Source organism: Gordonia sp. GONU (genome assembly GCF_024733855.1).
Classification (GTDB): Bacteria; Actinomycetota; Actinomycetes; order Mycobacteriales; family Mycobacteriaceae; genus Gordonia; species Gordonia amicalis.
The window spans coordinates 1-18,906 of record NZ_JANRHB010000014.1 but is presented as its reverse complement, the minus strand read 5'-3'; the positions used below and the strand labels follow the sequence as shown (position 1 = coordinate 18,906).

General features: G+C 69.4%; 17 protein-coding genes. 7 read left to right on the top strand and 10 right to left on the bottom strand.

What is annotated here, in order from left to right; translation table 11 throughout:
* Positions 1–252 precede the first annotated feature (252 nt).
* Both NWF34_RS14230 and NWF34_RS14225 read left to right on the top strand, forming a co-directional pair.
* Positions 253–681, top strand: coding sequence for a DUF350 domain-containing protein (locus tag NWF34_RS14230; protein ID WP_006436864.1), 429 nt, complete (start codon positions 253–255; stop codon positions 679–681).
* Positions 682–767: 86 nt separating this feature from the next.
* On the top strand, positions 768–1,238 hold the full coding sequence (locus tag NWF34_RS14225) for an SRPBCC family protein (protein ID WP_006436865.1): 471 nt from the start codon (positions 768–770) through the stop codon (positions 1,236–1,238).
* 6 nt (positions 1,239–1,244) lie between these two features.
* On the opposite strand, the gene NWF34_RS14220 is transcribed toward NWF34_RS14225, so the two are convergent.
* Complete coding sequence (locus tag NWF34_RS14220; protein ID WP_006436867.1) at positions 1,245–2,045, bottom strand: HAD-IIA family hydrolase; 801 nt, start codon at positions 2,043–2,045, stop codon at positions 1,245–1,247.
* Between the two features lie 100 nt (positions 2,046–2,145).
* On the opposite strand from NWF34_RS14220, the gene glp reads away from it, so the two are divergent.
* From glp to NWF34_RS14195, 5 genes are all read left to right on the top strand, one after another.
* Positions 2,146–3,405, top strand: a complete 1,260-nt coding sequence (glp, locus tag NWF34_RS14215) for a gephyrin-like molybdotransferase Glp (RefSeq protein ID WP_006436875.1) — start codon at positions 2,146–2,148, stop codon at positions 3,403–3,405.
* An 86-nt stretch (positions 3,406–3,491) separates the two neighbouring features.
* Entirely contained in the window at positions 3,492–4,220 is a 729-nt protein-coding gene (locus NWF34_RS14210) for a phosphatidylserine decarboxylase (protein ID WP_006436876.1), read from the top strand.
* Between the two features lie 12 nt (positions 4,221–4,232).
* Positions 4,233–5,390 carry a phosphatidylcholine/phosphatidylserine synthase gene (locus tag NWF34_RS14205; protein ID WP_006436877.1) on the top strand — a complete coding sequence of 386 codons (1,158 nt, stop codon included), beginning with the start codon at positions 4,233–4,235 and terminating at the stop codon, positions 5,388–5,390.
* Positions 5,387–7,657 (top strand): AAA family ATPase, encoded by a 2,271-nt coding sequence (locus tag NWF34_RS14200; protein WP_006436878.1) that lies wholly within the window; start codon positions 5,387–5,389, stop codon positions 7,655–7,657. Before NWF34_RS14205 ends, NWF34_RS14200 begins: the two co-directional genes overlap by 4 nt.
* Before the next feature lie 117 nt (positions 7,658–7,774).
* Complete coding sequence (locus NWF34_RS14195; protein WP_006436879.1) at positions 7,775–8,428, top strand: TetR family transcriptional regulator; 654 nt, start codon at positions 7,775–7,777, stop codon at positions 8,426–8,428.
* A 30-nt stretch (positions 8,429–8,458) separates the two neighbouring features.
* Here the strand turns inward: NWF34_RS14195 and NWF34_RS14190 are convergent, their stop codons facing one another.
* From NWF34_RS14190 to NWF34_RS14150, 9 genes are all read right to left on the bottom strand, one after another.
* Positions 8,459–9,436, bottom strand: a complete 978-nt coding sequence (locus NWF34_RS14190) for a PDR/VanB family oxidoreductase (RefSeq protein WP_006436880.1) — start codon at positions 9,434–9,436, stop codon at positions 8,459–8,461.
* 31 nt (positions 9,437–9,467) lie between these two features.
* Complete coding sequence (locus NWF34_RS14185; protein WP_006436881.1) at positions 9,468–10,454, bottom strand: GNAT family N-acetyltransferase; 987 nt, start codon at positions 10,452–10,454, stop codon at positions 9,468–9,470.
* On the bottom strand, positions 10,451–12,847 hold the full coding sequence (locus tag NWF34_RS14180) for a CaiB/BaiF CoA-transferase family protein (protein ID WP_096272976.1): 2,397 nt from the start codon (positions 12,845–12,847) through the stop codon (positions 10,451–10,453). Before NWF34_RS14180 ends, NWF34_RS14185 begins: the two co-directional genes overlap by 4 nt.
* Before the next feature lie 25 nt (positions 12,848–12,872).
* Positions 12,873–14,312 (bottom strand): aldehyde dehydrogenase, encoded by a 1,440-nt coding sequence (locus NWF34_RS14175; RefSeq protein ID WP_096272974.1) that lies wholly within the window; start codon positions 14,310–14,312, stop codon positions 12,873–12,875.
* 28 nt (positions 14,313–14,340) lie between these two features.
* A complete protein-coding gene (locus tag NWF34_RS14170) occupies positions 14,341–15,525 on the bottom strand; it encodes a transporter (RefSeq protein ID WP_096272972.1) in 1,185 nt (394 codons plus the stop codon).
* Complete coding sequence (locus tag NWF34_RS14165) at positions 15,525–15,971, bottom strand: Zn-ribbon domain-containing OB-fold protein (RefSeq protein WP_096272970.1); 447 nt, start codon at positions 15,969–15,971, stop codon at positions 15,525–15,527. Before NWF34_RS14165 ends, NWF34_RS14170 begins: the two co-directional genes overlap by 1 nt.
* Complete coding sequence (locus NWF34_RS14160; RefSeq protein ID WP_096272968.1) at positions 15,968–16,282, bottom strand: hypothetical protein; 315 nt, start codon at positions 16,280–16,282, stop codon at positions 15,968–15,970. The genes NWF34_RS14165 and NWF34_RS14160 overlap by 4 nt, the downstream gene beginning before the upstream one ends.
* Before the next feature lie 69 nt (positions 16,283–16,351).
* Positions 16,352–17,833: an acetyl-CoA acetyltransferase gene (locus NWF34_RS14155; protein WP_096272966.1), complete on the bottom strand. Its 1,482-nt coding sequence runs from the start codon at positions 17,831–17,833 to the stop codon at positions 16,352–16,354.
* A 130-nt stretch (positions 17,834–17,963) separates the two neighbouring features.
* On the bottom strand, positions 17,964–18,906 hold a 943-nt coding region (locus tag NWF34_RS14150; RefSeq protein ID WP_258325341.1), incomplete at its 5' end, for an ABC transporter ATP-binding protein.

Genomic DNA, 18,906 nt, shown 5'->3' with positions numbered 1-18,906 from the left:
CTCGCCGCATCACGAAGTGCTTCGCGCCGCCGGCTCATCTGGCCACCGAGCCCGCGTCAGTGAGAAAGAAATGAGGTCGCACGCGACGTCACTTCGCCGCGTACCAGTCGCGGGTGCCCGGCGGATCGGTGGCGGGTTCTTCCGGATCAGGCAGCGGGTCGTCGTTCGGCAGGCGCTTTCGTGTCGGCGACCACTTACCCCCACCCACCGATACTGTTTCCTCAGCACACTCGGCGATGGAGAGGGACTCGGATGGAACTGCTGCGTGACAATCTGGCCGCCGGGGCGTCCTTCAGCCTCGTCGGGATCGCCTTGCTCGTCCTCGGATTCGTGGCGCTCGACCTGGTGACCCCCGGCCGTCTGCGGCAGCTGGTGTGGGTCGACCACAACCGCAACGCGGTCATCCTCACCACGTCGATGGTGATCGGACTGTCGATCGTGCTCGCCTGTTCGGTCGTCGACACCGAACTCCTCGCACTGTGGCGCGCGCTCCTCTACACCGCCGCCTACGTCGTCCTGACGATCGCCGTGATGATGTGGTCGTTCGTGCTCATCGACTGGCTGACCCCCGGCAAGCTGGGCACGCTGCTCCTCGAGAACGACGAGCACCCCGCCGGGTGGATCACCGCTGCCGTATTCGTCGGCATCGGCGCCGTCATCGGCATCACACTGCTGGTCTGAGCCCCTCCGTCGCACCGATCGCGCTTGTTGACGGTCCGCCAACAACGTATTGACGGTGCGCCTACAAGCCCATACTGTTGGCGACCATGACCGCATCACTCATCGAAGAGTCCATCGACATCGACGCCACTCCCGCACAGGTGTGGTCGGTGATCTCCGATCTCCAGCGTATGGGCGAGTGGAGCCCGCAGTGCAAGAAGATGATCATCCGCGGCGGCACCGTCGGGTTGGGGACGAAGACCATCAACATCAACCGCCGGGGACCGCTGGTGTGGCCGACCACCTCCAAGGTCGTGCGCTTCACGCCGAACCAGGAGATCGCGTTCCGCGTGGCCGAGAACCGCACCGTGTGGAGCTACACCATCACCCCGAACGGGTCGGGCGTCACCGTGACCGAACGTCGTGAGCTGAACGGCACCACCACCAAGGTGTCGTCGGTCCTCGTGGACAAGGTCATGGGCGGCACCGAGTCCTTCGAGGCCGAACTCAAGCTCGGCATGGCCGAGACCCTCGGCAAGATCAAGCGCGCCGCGGAGAGCAAGCTCGACCGCGTCTGAGGGCCATCAGGTTCGGCTGATCTTGTCGATCAGCTCGGGGAGGTCGGCCACCGAGTCGATGACGTGGTCCGGGTAGGGCCCGAACTCGTCACGCTGCAGCGCGTTCAGCGCCTCCTCGCGGAACTTGCCGGTGCGTACCAGCACACCGATCAGCGCCGACGCCTGCGCGCCCAGGACGTCGTTGTGCATGTCGTCCCCGACCATCACCACCTGGTTGGGCTCCAGCCCTAACATGTCGGTGGCGGCCCGGAACCCGAGTGGCGACGGTTTGCCGATCGCCTTGATCTTCTTGCCCGATGCCTTCTCGAGGCCCTCGAGGTACACGCCGGTGTCGATCGACAGCCCGTCGGCCGTCGACCACGTCATCGAACGGTGCATGGCGATGACCGGCACGCCGTCGAGCAGCATCTCGAGCACCTTCGACAGCGCGTGGTGGGTGAACACGGGCCCGGCCCCACCGAGAACCACGACCTCCGCGTCCGACGGGTCGTCGGTGAGTTCGACGCCGGTCATGTCCTCCGCGATCGGCCCCTGGTTGAGAACCCACACCCGCTTTCCCGGGAAGGTCGACGCCACATACTCGGAGGTCAGCTTCGCGGCGGTCAGGATCTCGCCGCCGTCGACGAAGAAACCGCAGTCGTTCAGCAGTTCCGCGATCTCGTTGCGCGAGCGCGAGGTGGTGTTGGTCAGGAACATCCGCGGGATCTTGCGGTCGGCGAGTCGGGAGACGGCCTCCACCGCGCCGGGCAGAGCCTTCCACGAGGTGACCATCACCCCGTCGATGTCGAGAAGCAGACCCAATGCCATGGGCACGAATGTAGTCCGCGGTCCCCGGCGACGCAGTGCAGGCATCCCGCGAATCGGGGACCGCGGCGAGACGCGACCGCCCACCTGGCATCCTGAGCGCATGCGTACCGTCGCAGAGCATCAGGCCGTCGTCGCGGCGCTGTTCGGCCCACCCGTCCCCGTCCGGCTGCCCGTCCCGGAGGCACTGGGCCGGGCAACGCTCGCCGACGTCGACGCACCACTGTCGCTGCCCGGCTTCGACAACTCCGCGATGGACGGATTCGCCGTCCTCGCCGCGGATCTCGCCTCCGCCGGCCCCGACTCCCCCGTCACACTGCCCGTCGCCGCGGACATCCCGGCCGGGCGCACCGACACCCTCACGCTCGCGCCCGGCACCGCGCACCGGATCATGACCGGCGCCCCGTTGCCGGCCGGCGCCGACGCGGTGGTGCCGGTGGAACTGACCGACGCGGTGATCGGCCCGGTCGCGGCCGCCGAGACGGTCACCTTCACGGCACCGGTCGAGTCCGGCAAACACATCCGGCGCGCGGGGTCCGACATCGGGCGGGGAGCACGGGCACTGCCCGCCGGCACCGTGATCGGCGCGCCGCAGGTCGGGCTGCTCGCCGCGCTCGGGATCGTCGAGGTCACCGTCGCGCGCCCGCTGCGCGTCGAGGTCCTGTCCACCGGTTCGGAACTCGTCGAACCCGGAAACCCGTTGCAGCACGGCCAGATCTACGAATCGAACGGGGCGATGCTCACCGCCGCGGCCATCGAGGCCGGCGCGCTCGGCCGGCATGTGCACTTCGTGCCGGACGACACCGGCGACTTCCTCGCGCGTCTCGACGAGGTCGCCGGCGAGGCCGACCTGATCATCACGTCCGGGGGTGTGAGTGCGGGCGCCTTCGAGGTCGTGAAGGACGCGCTGTCGGCCACCGGTTCCGTCGAGTTCGTCAAGGTCGCGATGCAACCGGGCATGCCGCAGGGGTGCGGTCACCACGTCGCGTCCGCCGGGTCCGACGGGACGGCCGGACCCACCGTGCCGATCATCACACTGCCGGGCAACCCGGTCAGCGCCCTGGTGTCCTTCGAGGTCTTCATCCGGCCCGCCCTCCGCACCGCGACGGGGTTGCCGCCGCACCGGCCTCGTGTGACCGCGCGCCTGGGCGCCGACATCCGCTCACCGCAGGGCAAGAGGCAATTCCTGCGCGGAGTCCTTCGGACGGACGAGGGCGGATCGGGCGTCGTCGTCGATCCGATCGGGCCGCCCGCGTCCCATCACCTGCGGTTCCTCGCCGAGGCCGATGCGCTCATCGACGTGCCCACCGAGACCGACGGCCTGGCCGCCGGATCTCCGGTCGACGTGCTCGTCCTGCGCTGAGCTCTAAGCTGGACCGGAGTCGCACCCACCGTGGTGCACGAGGTTTCATCGAGTCGCCCCACACCGGGCACAACAGGAGGTAGATCGTGGCCAGACGTCCGCGTCCGGACGAGGGCAACACCGGCCGTGTCGCCCATTTCCTAGACCTGGCCCGCGAGACCATCCCACCGATCCATCCGGCGGGTATCCCGTTCGTCGCCGCTCCCGCGGCGGTCGCGCTCCTCGGGCGCCGCCACCGCTGGATCGCTCGCCCCGCGGCCCTCACCGCCGGCGCCTGTGCCGCCTTCTTCCGCCACCCCGGCCGTATCCCGCCGACCGAGCCGGGCGTGGTCGTCGCCCCCGCCGACGGCACGATCGCGCTGGTCGACGAGGCGGTGCCGCCCGCCGAATCGGGCCTGGGCACCGAGCCGCTGCCCCGCGTCTCGACCTTCCTGTCGATCTTCGACGTCCACGTGCAGCGTGTGCCCATCGCCGGTACGGTCACCGCGGTGACCCACACGCCCGGAGCATTCCTGTCCGCGGACCTGCCCGAGGCCAGCCGCGACAACGAGCGCACCACGATGACCATCCGCACCACGGCGACCGGCGGAGGGGCGGGGCCGGACCTGGCGGTCGTCCAGATCGCCGGACTCGTCGCACGCCGGATCGTCTGCGATCCGGAGGTCGGCGACACGCTGCGTCTCGGCGACACCTATGGGCTGATCCGCTTCGGCTCCCGGGTCGACGTCTACTTCCCCGAGGGCACCACTCCCCGCGTCTCGGTGGGTCAGCGCGCCGTCGGCGGCGAGACCCCGTTCGCCTACCTGGATCTCTGACCCGGCCCGCCCGTGAACCCCCCCGCAGCGAACTCCTCCGACGGCCACTCCGGACTCCGGGCCGGTGGCCCCGGGATCCGCCGACCGACCCGACCCTCCACGACCCGCAACCCCACCGCGCGGTCGGCACGACGCCAGGCGCAGGCCCACGCCCCGACACCGGCGGCGCCACGGGAACCCGAGCGGCGTCGCGTCCGCCGACAGGCGCAGGCCGGGCGCATCATCATCCCGTCGTCGCTGACGATCCTCGCGATCTGCGCCGGACTGACGGCGATGCGCGCGGCGACCACCGGTGACATCGACGCCGCCATGGGTCTGCTCGTGGCCGCGGCCTTCCTCGACGGCATCGACGGACGGGTCGCCCGGCTCATGGGCGCGACCAGCCGGATCGGCGCCGAGATCGACTCCCTGGCCGACGCGATCAACTTCGGCGTGGTGCCGGCGATGATCGTCTACTTCCACCTGCTCGAGGGCCAGGATCTCGGTTGGGCGCTGGCGCTCGTCTACTGCTGCGCGGTCGTGCTGCGCCTGGCCCGCTTCAACACCCTGCTCGACGACGAGGAGGCACCCGGCTACACCAGGGACTTCTTCGTCGGCGTTCCGGCGCCCGCGGCCGCCATCGCCGCGCTGCTGCCGATCGGTCTCGCCCAGCAGTTCGGTGAGGGCTGGTGGACGTCGCTTCCCGCCGTCGGCGGCTGGCTGGTCCTGGTGGCCTTCCTCGCCGTCAGCCGGGTCCCGACCGCGTCGCTGAAGACCGCGTCGATCCCGCCCCGCGCGGTCGCCGGTCTCCTCGTCCTCGTCGCGGTCGGCGCGGCACTCCTGCTGACCTACCCGTACGTGCTGATGATGATCGCGATCCTCGGTTACGCGATCCACATCCCGTTCGCGTGGCGCTCACGGCGCTGGGTCGCCTCCCGACCGGAGTACTGGGAGGAGAGGCCCGCCGAACGTCGCGCACAGCGGAAGGCGTCGAAGACCGAGCCCGACGGCCGTCGACGACGCCCCGTCCTCAAGTCGCAGCGCCGGCTCGGCCTCAACCGTCCGACCGGCGCCCCGGCCATTGCTCACCAGCCCGCTGATCGCCCGACCGAGGACGACACCGCGGACCGGAACGCCGCGACCGCCGGCGCTGGACCGGTGGCCGCCGAAGCCGAAAGCGAGACCGAGTGAGCTCACAGGTGTCCCTGACGCTGACCGCGCGGCTCAACACCTCCGCGGCCGAGGCCCGGCGCGGCATCATCCGGGTCCATCCCGAGGTGCTGACCGCGCTGTCGCTGCGGGAATGGGACGCCGTGTCGATCACCGGCGCCCGCGTGACCGCCGCGGTGGTCGCGGCGACCGGCGCGGCGTCGCCGACCGGGATCGCGCTGCTCGACGAGATCCTCTTCTCCAACGCCGGGGTCAGAGAGAACGCCTCGGTGGTGCTGGCACCGGTGGTCGTGCACGGGGCGAGCCGGGTGATCGTGAACGGTTCGGTACTGGCCACCCAGTCGATCACCGAGTCCACGCTCCGGCGCGCGCTGCTCGGCAAGGTGCTGTCGGTCGGCGACGCGGTGTCGTTGCTGCCGCGCGACCTCGGCCCCGAACTCGCCGCCACCGAGGCGACGCGCGCCCTGGCCCGGTCCGTCGGCATCACCTGGACCACCGAACTGCTCACGGTCACCGGCACCGATCCCGGCTCCCCCGTCAGCGTCCAGACCAACACCGCGGTGTTGTGGTCGACGACCGCCGGCGTGGTACCCCCGCTCGGCGACGACCGCACCGGTTCACCGCGTCTTCCGGGCGCACTCGGCATCGTGCCCGAGGCGCAGGTCAGCGCACCCGCCCCGGCGACCGCGGCCGGCGTCGGCCGCCTCCCGGTGGAGGAGCCGGACGTCCCGGTCCGGCCGGTGTCCGAGCTGGTCGGCGTCGATTCCCAGATCACCAAGCTCACCGAATGGCTGGCGATCACGCTCGACGAGCCCGACGTGCTGCGCACCCTGGGAGCCGCACCCCGCCTCGGTGTCCTGGTGACCGGGCCGGCCGGCGGCGGCAAGGCGACAGTGGTGCGGTCGGTCTGCGCGAAACGCACACTCGTCACCGTCGACGGCCCGACGACCGGCGCGACCGAACCCAACACCCGCCTGCGCACGGTCTCCGACGCCGTCGCCCGGGCCCGCGCGACCGGTGGGGTCCTGCTCATCACCGACGTCGACGCCCTGTTGCCGTCCGAACCCGAGCCGGTCGCCACCCTCATCCTCGACGAGTTGCGGTCGGGCATCGCCGACGGTCGCATCGCACTCGTCGCGACCACGGCCGAGCCGGTCCGCCTCGACTCGCGCCTTCGCGATCCGTCGTTGTGCGACCGCGAACTGATCATCGGCCTACCCGACGCCGCGACGCGGGCGCGGCTGATGTCGGCGATCCTGTCGACGGTTCCGACCGAGGGCGACCTGGACCTCGACTCGGTGGCCGCACGCACGCCCGGCTTCGTCGCCGGCGACCTCGCCGCGCTCACCCGGGAGGCCGCGCTGCGCGCCGCCACCCGTGCCAGCAACACCAGGTCCGAACCGGCACTCCGCACCGAGGACCTGGTGGGCGCGCTCGACGTGATCCGCCCGGTCTCACGGTCGGATTCACCCGAGGTGGCCCTGGGTTCGATCACGCTCGCCGACGTCGGCGACATGGTCGAGACCAAGCAGGCCCTGACCGAGGCCGTGCTGTGGCCGTTGCAGCACCCCGACACCTTCGCCCGTCTCGGCGTCGACCCGCCGCGCGGTGTGCTGCTCTTCGGCCCGCCCGGCTGCGGCAAGACCTTCGTCGTGCGGGCGCTCGCCGCGTCCGGCCAGTTGTCGGTGCACACCGTCAAAGGTGCTGAGCTGATGGACAAGTGGGTCGGCTCGTCGGAGAAGGCGGTCCGTGACCTCTTCGCCCGCGCACGGGAATCGGCGCCGTCGCTGATCTTCCTCGACGAGGTCGACGCCCTCGCTCCCCGCCGCGGACAGTCCACCGACTCCGGGGTCGGCGACCGCGTGGTGGCCTCGCTGCTCACCGAACTCGACGGGGTCGAACCGCTGCAGGACGTGGTCGTGCTCGGCGCCACCAACCGGCCCGATCTCATCGATCCCGCTCTGCTGCGGCCCGGACGCCTCGAACGACTGGTCTTCGTACCGCCGCCGGATGCCGCCGCCCGCGGTGACATCCTGCGCGCCAGCGGCCGCGACGTCCCGCTCGACGACATCGACCTCGACGAACTCGCGGCCGACCTCGACGGCTATTCCGCCGCAGATTGTTCGGCGCTCCTGCGCGAAGCCGCCCTGTCGGCGATGCGCCGGGACATCAACGCCGCCGCGGTCACCGCCGACGATGTCACCGAGGCCCGGCGACGGGTCCGCCCCTCCCTCGACCCGGTCCAGGTGGAGGAGCTCAGGGCGTACGCCGAGCGCCGCCTGGACTGACCGGAGAGAATCGCCCCCACCACATGGACGATCGGTCACGCAGAAACTACTGTGGTTAGGTCAGATGCGGGCGCGCATAAGGTGTGCCGCACTTTGTGACGCGCTGAGAGGGGAACAATGGCACGGCCGTCCAAGCCGTTGATCAGTCGCGATGCCGCCGTGATGGCATCGATCGAGATCATCGACTCCGAAGGGCTCGACGCCTTCAGCCTCCCCAAACTCGCCAAGCATCTCGGGGTCCGCGCGCCGTCGTTGTACCACCACTTCGACGACAAGAACGAGATCCTCACCGAGGTCGCCCGGTACATCGCCGGCACCGCGGTGCGCCGGCCCCGGATGAAACCCGGACCGGACTGGCCGGAGTTCTTCGTGAACCTGGCCCTGAACTTCCGGCAGTCGATCCTCCGTCATCGCAATGCCGCACCGGTTCTGCTGCAGCACCTGCCCCGCGACCTGTTCACCGCCACCTACGAGGACACCGCCGAGTTCCTGCTGGAGTCAGGAGTCCCCGTCGACCTGCATGTCCGCATCCTCGACGGCATGGAGACGCTGTCCATCGGCGCGGTACTCATGGAGGCGATGCGGCCGCCGCGACCGCGCTCGGCGATCTTCCCCAACGTGTCGGCCGATTCGCAACCGCTTCTCGCCGAGGCGTTGTCGAAGAACGAACTGACCCAGAAGCAGCTGTTCGAGGCGATGATGCGGAGCTTCCTGCACGGCATCATCCGGGATCACGACCTCCCGGCCGCGGACGAGGTCGCAGCGGGCTGACGATGGGCGCGCTCGGACGGTCCTTTCGGGTCAGAGATCCAGAACCAGCCGCGCCGAGCAGCTGCGCGAGACGCAGACCATCATGCAGTCGTTCGCGGCCTGCTCGTCGTCGTCGAGCACCGAATCCCGGTGGTCCGGAACGCCGTCGAGGACGGTCTGTTCGCATGTTCCGCAGGTGCCCTCGCGGCAGGAGAAGTCGACCTCCACGCCATCGCGGAGGAGCGCGTCGAGGACCGTCTCGTCCGCTCCGACGGTCACCGTCCGTCCGCTTCGGTGGAGGACCACCTCGAACGCATCGCCGGGTGAATCCGATTCGGACGGAACGGACTTCGGCGAAAACCGCTCCAGGTGTAGTTCGACGCCGCGGGACCGGCACTTCTCTTCGAGAGCCGCCAGCAACGGTTCGGGTCCGCAGCAGTAGACGGCAGTACCCGGACTCACGGCGTCGAGTGCCGCGTCGAGGTCGAGCAGTCCGTGCTCGTCCTGCGGCCTCACCTGCACCCGATCCGAATACTCTTGTGCCAGAACATCCGCGAACGCCATCCCCGCCGCCGTCCGGCCACCGTAGAGCAGGGTCCACTCGGCACCGCACCCGTCGACCTCGGCGATCATCGGCTTCAGCGGGGTGATACCGATTCCGCCGGCGACGAACAGGTAGGCCGGTGCGTCGACGAGCGGGAAGTTGTTCCGCGGCCCCTTGACCGCGATCAGGTCGCCGACCGCCACGTCATCGTGCACGCTCTGCGACCCACCGCGCCCCTCCGGTTCGCGCAGGACCGCCACCCGGAGATGACGCCGGTCGGTGACCGCACCGCACAGGGAGTACTGGCGGATCAGGTTCTGCCCGAGCACCAGATCGAGGTGCGCGCCCGGCGACCACGCCGGGAGGTCGCCGCCGTCGGGGTCGGCGAGGACGAGCGATACGACCCCTTCGGCCGCAACCTCTTTCGCGACGACGCGCAGCTTGTGATGGTCGAGCACGCCGACGCCGGTCAGGTTGTCGTTCATCTAGGGCCTTCTCACATGTCGTGACGTCGTGTCAGCGGAATGCCGGTGGCGGACTCGCGCTCTCGCCGACCTGGTAGCAGGAGTGCACGTCCTCTTGCTCGTAGCCGAGCAGACGACACATCCGGACCGCGCCCGTGTCCTCCGGATCGATTCGCAACGTGGACAGCTGGACGTCGGCGTCGATCTGGTGCCAGAGCGCACCGAGCAGGAGCGCGGTGCCCACGCCCTCGCCGCGCGCGGCGGCCGAGAGGACCAGCGCGTGGACCGGCGCAGACCTGAGGTCGAGGTGACGGCGGTGGTCGATCGAGAACCACACGAAGCCCAGTACGTCTCCGTCCGCGTTCCGTGCATCGGCGATCAACCTGCCGCCGAGCCGCAGCTCGTCGGTGATGCGATCACGGTGCCGCGGTGCGAGTTCGGCGGATTCGAGGACATCGGCGAGCACCGGGTCGTCGGCCGTGAGTTCCCGCGGCTCGGTGAGGGTGACCCCGGCCGGGACCACCGGCTTGTCCAGCGGCAGCGCGAACGGCCCGGTCAGGTGCCGCACCAGGGTCCACTGCCGGCTGACCGCCGGGACACCGAACCGCCGGGTCAGGCGCCCCGAAGCGGGATGCGTCGAATATGCCCAGCACCGAAGTGCGGTGGCGCCGGTGTGATCCCAGCCGTCCGGGCCGGCCGTGTCGAGACCCATCTCCTCGACGAGCAGGGTCGTGATACCGCGCGACCGGTAGTCCGGATGAACCACACAGGAGACGGTCCCCAACCCGTCCGCGTCGACCGTGAGGTGCAGGTACGCCACGATCACCATCGGGACGTCCTCGAGCGGGCTGAGATCGCGACGTGCCTTGATGGGCAGGTGCGCAACGGTGCGGGTACCGTCACCGACCTCCCTCACCAACGCGGGGTCGATGTGTGAGAACCCGGCCTCGTCGTCGTATTCGGCTGCGGTGGTGACGAGTTCGATCACTTCGTCGAGTTCGTCGCCCTCGAGGCGAGGACGCCATTCATAGGTGATCATCGTGCACTCTCCTCGAGTGGCTGGAGCACTCCGTCGGCGACGAGCCTGCTGTACCCGGCCTCGTCGAGGCCCAGCAGCTCCACGGCGATCTCGTGCGTGTCGGCGCCGGGCAGAGGGGCCGGCCGTAGGGGCGCGTCGGCAATCGAGGTGAACCGCGCGACGCGCACCGCGGTGGGCAGGGGCGCCGGGAGCAGCGGATGCTCGAGTTGGGTGTAGGCCTCACGCGCCGACAGGTGCGGGTCGGTCAGCAGTTCGGGAAGCCGGACCATCGCCCCGGCGGGTACGCCGGCCTCCTGCAGGGCGGTCATCGCCTCGGTCGGCGTCCGCTCCGACAGCCATTCGGTCAGCACCTTGTCCGCCTCGTCGCGGTTCTCGATCCGCTTGGCCACGCCGTCGAATCGGGGGTCGCCGGCGAGATCGTCGCGGCCGATGAGGTGAGTGAGGTTGCGCCAGTCCTGATCATCGCGGACGGCGACCACGCACCACTCGTCGTCACCGGCACACGGGTACACGCCCGCGGGCGCGGCGAACGGGTCGGTGTTGCCCACCGCCGACACCGATCCCGGCGCCAGCGATTCGCGGACGAGTTGCCCGCCGAGCGCGACGAGAGCGGCGTCGGCCTGCGCCACCTCGATCTCGGCACCGCGACCGTGCGACAGTCGGGCGATCAGCGCGGCGAGTACGGCCACCGCCGCGACCTGGCCGCCGATGTGGTCGGGGTAGACGGTCGAGCCGTCGCTCAGGCCGGTGTCGGCGTCGGAGTATCGCCACAGTGCGGAGACCCCGCAGGCCGCGCGCACGAGTGGCCCGTACCCGAGTCGGTTGTTCCACGGACCGGTGCTGCCGAAGGCGCTGCCGTCGGAGACGATGATGCGCGGATTGATCTTGCGCAGTTCGTCGTAGCCGATCCCCATCGAGTCGAGGGTTCCGGGCTTGAAGTTGGCCAGGACCACGTCGGCTTCGGCGGCCAGCTGCCGGAACACTTCCCGGCCTTCGTCGGTGCGGAGGTTGACGCCCAGCGAGCGGCGGTTGCGATGTCCCCACGCCACGGATGCGGCGAGCGAAGCGCCCCTCTTCGACTGGCGGAGACCGTCCGGGAAGTCGCGGTTCTCGACCTTGATCACGTCCGCGCCGTGGTCGGCGAACTGGCGACCGAGTTCGGCGCCGAAGACGACCACACCGAGGTCGAGCACACGCAGCCCCGTGAACGGATGGGGCCCCGCCACGCCCGCGTCGGGGATCGACTCGTGGAGATCGTTTGTCCCGGACCAGAAGTCGGCCGCTTCGTCGAGCGACTGCGCGCCGTGCCGGAAGCCTGCGCGCTGTCGGTCGAACTTGACGTAACCCGACGGAATGCGCGCTTCGACACCCGGGGCGATCTCGACGTCGACGAGGGTGCCGGAAGCCGCGAAGTGGTCGTTGGTGAGCACCTCCGAGGGACGCAGCACGCCCCCGATCGGAATCCCGCGCGCGGCACCCTCGGCGACCAGTTCGTCGCGCGTGCGCCCGGCGAAGAGCTCTTCGATGAGTGGATGCAGCCGGTCGGCCGCGGCGAAGCGCGCCGGAATCGTGTCGTAGGCGGGGTCGGCGAACTCCTCGGGCTCGCCGAGCCAGGCGAACATCGCGCGCCACTGTCGCTTGGCCAGCAGGCAGATCCGCACCTGTCCGTCCGCACACCGCAGGACCGGATAGAAATTCGCCGCATCGGGACGCCCACGCGGGAAGTCGTCACGACGACCGGCCGCGGCGGACCCCTGCACGCCGAAGCCGGGATCGAAGCCGTGGACCACCGACTCGAATGCCGAGATGTCCACGAGTTGTCCGCTGCCGGTCCGCAGTCGGTCGTAGTAGGCGAGCAACGCCGACCATGCGGCGTGCACCCCCACCGACTGCTCGACGAGGCCGGCCGGCGGCAGCAGCGGTTCACGGCCCGGTTCGCCGGATCGGGACAGCACCCCGCTCATCGCGTAGATCACGGATTCGGTCGCGGCCCAGTCCCGGTACGGACCGGTCTGACCGAACCCGCTGATCGAGACGGCGACGAGTCCGGGGGCCATGGCCAGGAGGTCTGCGGCGCCCAACCCCGTTCCCGTCGGCAGCCCGTTCGGGGTGCTCTCCACCAGGATGTCGGCGGCGGCAACCTGATCCAGGAAACGAGTCCGGTCCGGTCCGGAGTCCAGATCCAGGACGACGACCCGCTTGTTCGCGTTGTTCAATGCGAACGGGATGCTGATCCCGGATTCGACCGGTTGGGACCGGCGTGAGGCCGAACCACCGGGCCGCTCCACGCGGACCACCTCGGCGCCCAGGTCGGCGAGGAATCGGCCGCACGACTCGCCGAGGCCGTCGGTCACGTCGACGACCCGTACACCGGTGAGGGGCAGATCCGTCATGTCACTCCTGTTGCAGGTCGGTCGATCAGCGGGTGGCGAAGTACACCGATTTGGGGGCGAGGTAGGGCGCGAGACCCTCTGGGCCCAGTTCACGTCCGAGACCCGATGCCTTCACACCGCCGAACGGAGCGGTGAGGTCCAGGGCGTAGTGATTGACACCGACCGTCCCCGTTCGGATCCGGCGGGCCAGTTCGAGTCCGCGCTCCTCGTCGGCGGTCCACACGGTGCCGCCGAGTCCGTACACCGAGTCGTTGGCGATGCGCACCGCGTCGTCGGTGTCGGCGTACTCGGTGATGGTGAGCACCGGACCGAAGATCTCCTCCTGCGCGATGGAGGCAGAGTTGTCGACGCCGGCGAAGACGGTCGGCTCGACGAACCAGCCCTGCGCGAGGTCGGCGGGAACGCCTCCCCCTGTGGTGATCTGATAACCGTCGGCCCGGCCCGACTCGATGTGGCCGAGTACCCGCTCGCGCTGTGCGGCGCTGACGAGTGGACCGATGGCCGTCGTCTTGTCCAGCGGGTCACCGACGCGCAGCGCACGGACGGTCTCGGTGACCGCGTCGACGACCTCGCCGTAGCGAGACCGCGGAGCGAGAATCCGCGTGCTGGCGTGGCAGGTCTGCCCGTTGTTCACCAGCGACACCTCCAGCAGGTGATCGGCGAACACCCCGAGATCGGCGTCCTCGGCGACGATCGCCGCCGACTTGCCGCCCAGTTCCAGGGTCACCGGCCGCAGGAGCCGACCGCACACCTCACCGATCGCCCGTCCGGCGACGGTCGACCCGGTGAAGGCCACCTTGTCGACCCCGGGATGTCCGACGAGGTGGGCACCGGCTTCGCGACCGCCCGGGACGACGTTGAGGACACCGGCCGGCAGACCGGCCTCCTGGGCCGCGTCGGCGAAGACGAAAGCATCCAGGGCGGTTTCGGGCGCCGGTTTGAGTACCACCGTGCAGCCGGCCGCAAGTGCGGGCGCGATCTTCATCGCGGCGAGCGGCTGCGGGTAGTTCCACGGCGTGATCGCGGCGACGACCCCGACGGGCTCGCTGCGGACCACGGTCCGACCGCCGAGCGCACCGGGCCGCACCTCCTCGTCCTCCGCCGACCGGATCAGGCCGGCGTAGTACGACAGCATCGCCGCGGGGCCGTAGCCGTTCGTCGGCTTCGCGAGGCTGATCGGCATCCCGTTCTCCCGGCTCACCAGTTCGGCGGTGCCACGAGCACGGGCGGTCATCGCCGCCGCGAAACGGTCGAGGAGGTCGGCACGTTCGGCGCGACTCATCGAACCCCACGGTCCGTCGAGCGCGGCGCGCGCGGCTGCAACGGCGGCATCGATGTCCGCCGGTCCCGCGAGAGCGCTTCGGCCGAGCACCTTCTCGGTGGCGGCTTCGATGACGTCGCCGTGCTCACCCGACGCCGGCGCCGTCCAGGTGCCGTCGATGAACAGTTCGTTGCGATCCAACATGATGACCCTTCGGAGTCTGAGTGCCTGGCTACAGGGTGTCTGCGTGGCCGAACAACACGGAGCTGACCAGCGGCGCCATCGGACCACCGATGAACAGCGAGGTCTTCGCGTCGGCGACCTGGTTGGTCGACGTACCCCGGATCTGTCGCACCGCTTCCACGGCGAGGTTCAGTCCGTTGATGAACGAGTCGGCGAGGTTGCCGCCGCTGGTGTTCACCGGGAGCTTGCCGTGCGGGGCGGTCAGGTTCTCCACCGTCATCACGGTGCCGGCCGCCTCACCGGGTGGGCAGAGGCGATGGTCGATGAGCGCCGCAACCGCGGGGCCGCTGAAGTTCTCGTAGACCTGCACCACGTCGACATCGTCGGGGCCCAGACCTGCCGACGCCCAGAGACGTTCGGCGACACCGGGTTTACCGTTGTTGGCCGGACCGAAACCGGCCGTCGAGTACTGCTCGTCGTTGTCGACGCGTTCGGAGTATCCGCCCGGCGCGCCCTGCGCGCCCGCGATGACGTAGGCCGGATCGGCACGGAGGTCGCGCGCCCGGTCGGCGGAGACCAGGACGAGTGCCACCGCCCCGTCGCTCTCCCGCGAGCAGTCGTACAGGTGGAAGGGCTCCGCGATCAGGCGCGACGACTCGTAGGTGTCCTCGTCGAGCGGCCGGCCGTGCCCCTGAGCCGTGGGGTTCTGCTGCGCATGCTGATAGGCCGCCAGGACGAGCGAGCGCATCGCCGTCCGCGGGACGCCGTCGTGCTCGAGCATCCGCTGCGTCCGCATGGCGCAGATCTGTGCGGGTGAACCCACTCCGTGTGCCACGAAATGCGGGCCGTAGTGGTATTTGGCGTATCCGAGTCGTCCGGTGTCGGCCTGGGACATGGCCCGGTACACGACGACGCACTGCGCCTGTCCCGATGCGATCGCGACAGCCGCGTTGGTGACGGCCGCGGCGACACTGCCTCCGCCGCCGCCCCACATCATGTTCGACCAACGGAGTTCGTCGACCATCAGGGCCGCGCCGAGGATCGGGCCGTCGTTGGAACCGCCTGCGTACGAGACGAATCCGTCGATCTTACGGGGCGAGACCCCGGCGTCGGCACAGGCGTCGATGATGGCCTTGATGGTCATCTGCTGTTCGGTCATGGGCGATTGCCCACGCTTGTAATGCATCTCGGCGACGCCGACGACGGCGGTCGCACCACGAATCGATCCGGACATCACTGCTCTCCATTCGGCGAGTCGGCCCGGCGCCACCGCAGCAGCGGCCAGGGTTCGCCCGCCTTGTGCTCGAAGACACCGGTGACGGACTCGCCGATCCGCGGTGTCCGCTCGACGTCGTCGACGAGCAGGCCCAGGACGCGGCGACCGCCGGCGTCGGCCAGTTCGACGAGAACACTGATGTAGGGCATCCGGTCGGACAGTTCCTCGATGTACGGGTACCAGCTCCGACTCCAGCTGTAGACGGTGCCCACCGGTTCGACGCGCTCCCATCCGAGGTCGAAGCCGTGGCAGGAGCCGCACACCGACTGCGGACTCCAGATCCAGGTCCGGCAGGTGCCGCAGCGTTGTAGCCGCAGTTCACCGGCGAGAAGGCCCTCCCAATACGGCGCATCGAGACCGTCTGCCGCCGGCCCCCACGGGACGTCGACCGTCGGGGCGGTCATGCGCGATCACCGGGCGGGAAGTTCTCCAGCGCCGCGGCCAGCCAGGTGCCGTCGTGGCGTTCCCAGATCGAGCGGAGGCCGATCTCGCGGCCATCGAAGGCGTACACCGCCTCACCGATCATCCGGTCGCCGTCCGCCCGGACGCCGACGATCCGGTGGTTCTCGATCGCGCCACGGGGCACGTCGACGCCCTCGAACACGGTCGGGAGGTTCTCCTGGACCATCTCCGCCATTGCGGACTTCATGTCCCCGGCGGCGACGTGGCCGACGTGCTGCGTATAGCGCGCACGAAAGTCGTCGATCTCGCTCATCGCGTCACTCCTTCACCGCCGGATGCCCGGCGTCTGTGCAATAAACCTTACGTCTTTAGATATTCTCGGTCAATCGAGGCGGGCCGTGCCGGACTGCTCGACCCGCAGTCGGCGGCCGGCCATCTCGGCCTCGGCGAGCTCACGGAGGTCACCGGAGTCGGTGACCACTGCCAGAGTGCGGGCGCCGCCCGGTACGCGAGCCGCCACGAATGCCTTCTCGGGGTTACCGTCTCGTCCGAAGGCGACGGTCCAGGACTCGATCTCGGCGACACCGTCGTGCGATTCCGCCACCGCGGTGGTGGGTTCGGCGTCCACCTCGGCCTGGACGTTCTCGCGGCGGAAGCCGTCGACCGGCGGTTCGGTGCTGTAGACGCCGAACGCATGCTTGGTCAGGTACCCGCTGTTGGCAGTCACCAGACCGTACGTACCCGGCGACTCGCGAAGTCGTGAGACGACCGTGGCGATGGCGTGCGTGCTGTAGTTGTTCCACGGCCCGCCGGCGAAGGTGAGACCACCGGTGCAGGTCAGCGGGCGCTGCGTACCACTCGGATCGAGGCCCAGTTCGATGGCGGCCACCTGCACGGCGGACGGGAAACACGAGTAGATGTCCAGGAACGAGACGTCGTCGATCCCCACCCGGGCGAGCTCCAGTGCGCGTCGAGCACCGATCCGGATCGCCGCCGACCGGTCCAGCGCGCCACGTGCCGCGATCGCGTCGGTGTCATGCGATTCCGTGCCGCTGTGCGGGAACACCCACTCCGAACGCGGCACGCCAAAACGTTCCGCCGCCTCCGCCGAGCACAGGATGAGCGCCGCGCCCTGGTCCACCATGTTGTTGGAGTTCAACAACTTCGGGTAGGGGGTCGAGATCCAGCGATTGTTCTCCGAGGGTTGCGCGATCTCGGCCGCGGTGAGCGCACGTTGCGTCCAGGCGTGCGGGTTCGTCGCGGCCATCTCGCTGAACGACGACCAGAGTGCGCCCATGTACTCGGCGTGCTCCGCGATGGTCCGACCGGCAGAGACTCGCAGTGCCTGCTCGAACAGCGGGTAGACGTACGACGGGCGGTCCAGCCCGATCCGGCGCTCGCTCTCGGCCTCCATCGGCACGTCCGGGACGATGATCTCGGCCGCCGGCACCGACTCGTCCTGCTTGGTCCACGCCGGCCGCTCACCCTTGGCACGCAACTTCATCCGGGTGCGCCAGGACTCCGCGCCGGCGATGAGAATGACATCGGCCCGTCCCGCGGCGATGTCCTCGGCGGCGGCGTTGACGAGCACCTGCGGGGTACTGCCGCCATTTCCGGTGTAACCGGTGTGCGCCGGTGCCGCACCGAGTCGTTCTGCCACGAGCGCCCCGGGATCGCGGTAACGCCAGGAGAGCAATCCGACCACACGCACCGAGTCGACGTTCTCGAGCAGCTTCGGCGCCCCGGCCTGCTCGGCCGCGTCGCGGGCGGCCCGCACGATGAGGTCGACGGGTTCGACCCCGCCGTTCCGTTCGTTCACCTGTCCGCCCCCGACGACGACAGGGGTACGGGGATCAATTCTCATGGGCGATTCGCCTCCACTTCAGGCATGGACACTCGTGACGGTTCACGGCCCGTACACGGGACACAAACCTAACATCAATAGGTAGTGGGCATGCGTCGGCCGGCGCGCCGACGGGGCGCCGGACGCGCTCTCAGATCCTGGGCAGGACCTGTGTGGGTGCGTCCTGCCAGTCCCGCGCCCCCGGGCCCGCGACGCCGCCTGCCACGTCGGCCGCATGGGCGTCGCCCTCCGCGCGGATGCGGTCCTCCTCGGCCATACTGCGCAGAATCGCCTCCTGCGCGTTCTGCGGCAGGTCGGGCAGCATCGCATGCACGCGCTCCCGGTGACGAGCCACCGCCTTGCGTTCGGGCATACCCGGATTCGGCTGCACCTGCGGAATGATCTCGGTGAAATCCTCCTTGGTACCACCACCGGAGATACCCGCCGCCGCCATCGCCGCCTCCTGCGCCACCAGAGCCTCGTCCTTCTCCTCCGACATACCGATCGGACCGAACCGATCACCGGAGAGGAACTGCTTGACCACCGGCTGCTCCGAGGTCAACAACTGCTCACGCGGACCGAACATCACCAACTCCTTCCGGAACAACATGCCGATGTTGTCCGGGATCGTCCGCGCGATGTTGATGTTGTGCGTCACGATCAGGATCGTCGCATCGATCTGGGCGTTGATGTCGATCAACAACTGCGAGATGTAGGCCGTACGCACCGGATCCAGACCCGAGTCCGGCTCATCACACAAAATGATCTGCGGATCGAGCACCAACGCGCGCGCCAGACCCGCACGCTTGCGCATACCACCGGAGATCTCACCCGGCAGCTTGTCCTCGGCACCGGTCAGACCCACCAGATCGATCTTCTCCATCACGATGTCGCGAACCTCGTTCTCCTTCTTCTTCGTATGCTCACGAAGCGGGAACGCGATGTTGTCGAACAACGACATCGAACCGAACAACGCACCATCCTGGAACAGCACACCGAACAACGTCCGGATCTCATAGAGCTCTTTGGCCGAACACTGCGTGATATCGGTGCCATCGATGATCACCGACCCCTGCTCGGGATGCAGCAACCCG